This is a genomic window from Enterobacter sp. GER_MD16_1505_Eko_090 (assembly GCF_003331015.1).
Taxonomy (GTDB): Bacteria; Pseudomonadota; Gammaproteobacteria; order Enterobacterales; family Enterobacteriaceae; genus Enterobacter; species Enterobacter roggenkampii.
This window is the reverse complement of sequence record NZ_PUQF01000049.1, coordinates 1-3575: the sequence shown is the minus strand read 5'-3', so window position 1 is coordinate 3575 and position 3575 is coordinate 1. Positions and strand designations below refer to the sequence as shown.

5 protein-coding genes are annotated in these 3575 nt (G+C 46.0%); all 5 read right to left on the bottom strand.

Annotation, left to right across the window (positions count from 1 at the left end; all coding sequences use genetic code 11):
* Window positions 1-30: 30 nt before the first annotated feature.
* Window positions 31-426, bottom strand: a complete 396-nt coding sequence (locus C6A40_RS24580; protein ID WP_446717789.1) for an ADP-ribosylglycohydrolase family protein — start codon at window positions 424-426, stop codon at window positions 31-33.
* A gap of 132 nt (window positions 427-558) precedes the next feature.
* On the bottom strand, window positions 559-939 hold the full coding sequence (locus C6A40_RS24575; protein ID WP_008503524.1) for an immunity protein Tsi6 family protein: 381 nt from the start codon (window positions 937-939) through the stop codon (window positions 559-561).
* Window positions 932-2194, bottom strand: coding sequence for a polymorphic toxin type 46 domain-containing protein (locus tag C6A40_RS24570; RefSeq protein ID WP_008503525.1), 1263 nt, complete (start codon window positions 2192-2194; stop codon window positions 932-934). The genes C6A40_RS24575 and C6A40_RS24570 overlap by 8 nt, the downstream gene beginning before the upstream one ends.
* A gap of 2 nt (window positions 2195-2196) precedes the next feature.
* Window positions 2197-2991 carry a DcrB-related protein gene (locus C6A40_RS24565; protein WP_114191463.1) on the bottom strand — a complete coding sequence of 265 codons (795 nt, stop codon included), beginning with the start codon at window positions 2989-2991 and terminating at the stop codon, window positions 2197-2199.
* 11 nt (window positions 2992-3002) lie between these two features.
* The coding region (locus C6A40_RS24560; RefSeq protein WP_032667635.1) for a bacteriophage T4 gp5 trimerisation domain-containing protein at window positions 3003-3575 on the bottom strand (573 nt) is incomplete at its 5' end.

Here is a 3575-nt window from a genome sequence, read left to right as displayed (position 1 = left end):
CTAGTCTAAAAACTAGTATTAAGACTATCACTAACTTAAGTGATACCAACTGTCTGGAGATTCATGGGGCCAGTCTAGCCGATGCCATTCCAGAAGCTTATTCCTGAAGCATATAGTATCAGCATCACCTTTCTCAAGAAGCGTTTCCGCAAGACATAATGCCATGGATGTATCATCCGTCCATTCACCTGCGCGGAGTCGAAATGGCCCACCACCTATCATATCTTTGACATGTGCTTTGTCACGAGGTAAAAATTCGAGCGTCGTACCTACAGCATCTCCAACAGCAAGACTTATAAGCGCACCGACAGCACGATCCCGTGATTCCGCGAGTGAGATGTTACATTGTGGTGTTAAGTCCCATTGTTTTTGTGCATCGCAATCAAAAGATGATTCTAATAGTTTATCATTATATTTATACTGCATCTTCTGCTGGACTGAAAGACTGCTAACAGGTAAGTACTTACGATATATATCTACATATTTTAACAATACATTCAAATTAGCATGTAAGTCTATCACCATTAACCCATAATAAAATATTTTTAATATCAAACCCTAAAATTCACCAGGATATTTCATTTTAAGATTATGTTGTTTCATTTTGTAATTGGCATCAACCTCATGCGGCAGTCTAACCTTTAACCCTCGGCGGATTTGATCCACAATAAACCAGGCATCCGACAACCTTTCAAAAAACAACTCATCAGAATTATCAAACTCCTTTGCTGCATACATACCGAAAGTCATTTTCCATAATTTTGCTTTATCCTTTTCCTTGCCTTCGATTAAATCCCGTAGAAATATTAATTGTTGTACAATAGAATCGTACATTTGTAAAAGTGGGGAGTGGGGGTTGAGATGTTTTACCTCAGCATATCTCTTTTCTGCTAAAGTTAATGCTTTTTCAACATAATTTAGAGCTGTCATGTTATTCATTATATGGAGTCCAAATATCACGCTTAGTGGTAAACCATTGTATCCCACCGCCTTCTGTCTGGAAAGGTTTGTCTGGTACAGACCAGGTGTCCAAGGCTGGTGTGGCACTACTTCGAAGCATCTCAACTTTTTGTTGCGCTTGATAAGCTTTTACTTCTTTAGGAACAATTAACCCCGTATCCCTGACCTGTCCCTCTGGGTTAATGCCTAGTTTTGTGGCAGGGGTCGATTCGTCAAGAGAATACCAGTTTCCTTGCCAATTCCCTGGGGATTGATTCTGATAAGCTATTTTGCCTTTATTGATTGTTTCAATTGTCACTCTCTGTTCAAGATCTATACCGCTGCGATAAGCTGGTATTTTACTTTCTTCAACACCCTGAGAACGCATAAAATCATCAACAATTTTTTGATTTGCACGGATATTAATATCTCTATTAAGATCGCCCGTGCGTCCAAATTTTTCATTAAGTTCAGCTCTTCGGGCCGAAATATTTGGCTTAACCGGTTCGAGAACAGGCTTACCAGCCCGCCACGCATCAAACCTTGCCCCGCCTTTCATGCCAGCCCCGCCGCCAATAACCGAGCCGATCAGCATCCCCCATTTCTGACCGTCGCTACCTTCGCCAAACAGCATTCCCCCCGCATAACTACCGACTGTCCCACCGCCCATCGCACCGAGGGTACTCAGAAGTGCGATTGCCGGACTGGCCAGCACCGCCATGGCTCCGGCACCAACGGCGAGCATCGTCCAGTTCACCCATTCCGGGATTTCAGGACTTATTTCATCGGTCTGAACTTTGCTTCCACCGATAATAACATTACGCGATCCCTGACTAATCTCAGCGCTGCATGTCAATTTATCGCCTGTGCGAGAGGCGGGAAAGTTGTTGATGTAAACTTTTATCGAACCTTCCGCAACCCGTTGCAGGCTACCGCTGTGCTCATCACACTCTCCGGCTGACAGGTGAGCGCGGATCGCCTTTCGGCTGTTGATAAAAACATTGGGTGAACCTTCTTTTAGCGTACCGGTAGTATGGCGTGGAGCCCATGACATACTGCCGAGGAGCTCACCCAACCCACCCGCAGCGCATGCCCCAGCCGCAACGGCAGAAACAGCAACCAGCGCGGTCCCTCCGGTGACGACAACGGCAGCTGCGCCCAGAATGGCCCCGCCCACCAATCCTGCAATCATCCAGCCTTTTGAGGCTGTATGTGCAATCTCATCATCTACGCGAGCAGCCTGACATTCGGACATGGCTATTCGGCTCGCTGTGCCATCAGATACTTACGGATCCGGTCGGCTGTATCAAGCGGGTCAGAACCAGACACCTGGCGGCATACGGAAAGCTGTGAAAGTAGGTGATGTGATTTGTCTGCGAAAGTCGTCCACAGCGCGTAACGAAGGGGTTGGCTCCCCGGAACGGGTGCAATACTGAGTGGTTTACCCTGTTTTTCAAAAAGCAAATATTGCCCCTCTTTCGCCCGCTGAAGCGAAAGATGTCCATACAGTTCCTGAATGTTTTCAAAGACACTCAATTCCTTACTCTCACTATCAAGCGCAAAAAATGGCCCCTGGCTCTCGGCAGCGAGCATTTCTCTAGTTTCAGTCTGAGCCGGTTTGTGGAACTTAATACTGCGGATAATTTCCTGATATTGATTATGATAATAATCGCTAAACTCGCCCGGGCAAGTACCGATATAACACACCATCTTTTGGCCGCCAGGATGGTCACCGAGCAAAATAACGGTCTGCCTCTGGAAAATGATCGCATTATCATTTTTGAATTGATAAAAAAGCTCAACTGCCGGGAGACCATCAACAGAGGTCATCTGCGAGGATTCGAGACGAAAGTCGGGCACCGTAATTTCCAGTTCACGTACCAAACGAGTTGCCGCATCATGGACTTTATCTTCGTTTTTAGCACTCGCACGAGAAACAACAAAAGTAAACTCGCTGGCTCCTTTATCACTCAGGGTAAATAAATTCATGGTTCTGTCTTTAAATACATCGGGTAAGGCAAGGGATGCTTCCTGAAGAATATATTCAGCCATTCGGGTTACTCTTATTTATTGCCATTAATAACAAAAAAACTATCCACTTCCTGCTGGATTTCACCCTGAAGGGATGCGCCAGGCGGATCGATGACATTTTGTCCATCATCAGGGTTCAAATGTAATTCGCCGGAAAGCGTATTAATTTGCGCGTTCTGTTTCGCAGTAAAGTTAAAATTATTACCAATGATATGGACGCTGCCGTCTTTTGATAGCTCGATGGCGCTTTCACCACATTCCAGTCTCAGCGTATTTCCTGCGGAAAGTATAAAATTATTAACGACTTTATCGTTTCGACTGTTCCCCGTCAGGCATACCACATCGCCTTTAATCCCTGATTTCTGATTTTTCGCTACCCGTAAGGTTTCATCTTCGCCAACGAACTGGGTTCGATTTTTTTCAGTAGAATGTGTTTCGTCGTTTTTGACGTTAATATCAAGATTGCGCTCGGCCTGGATCCATACCTGCTCTGCGCCCGCTTTATCCTCAAACCGCAGGGCGTTGGCGTTGTCCACGGAACCGTCTTTCGTGCGGCTCATAAAGCCCATCTGCGTCGCCGCAGCCGGCAGCGCCCACGGCGGCAT

Bases quoted from the DNA above. Each gene is read 5' to 3' on its own strand.
- C6A40_RS24580 (WP_446717789.1), bottom strand. From the start codon at position 426: ATGCAGTATAAATATAATGATAAACTATTAGAATCATCTTTTGATTGC.
- C6A40_RS24575 (WP_008503524.1), bottom strand. From the start codon at position 939: ATGAATAACATGACAGCTCTAAATTATGTTGAAAAAGCATTAACTTTA.
- C6A40_RS24570 (WP_008503525.1), bottom strand. From the start codon at position 2,194: ATGTCCGAATGTCAGGCTGCTCGCGTAGATGATGAGATTGCACATACA.
- C6A40_RS24565 (WP_114191463.1), bottom strand. From the start codon at position 2,991: ATGGCTGAATATATTCTTCAGGAAGCATCCCTTGCCTTACCCGATGTA.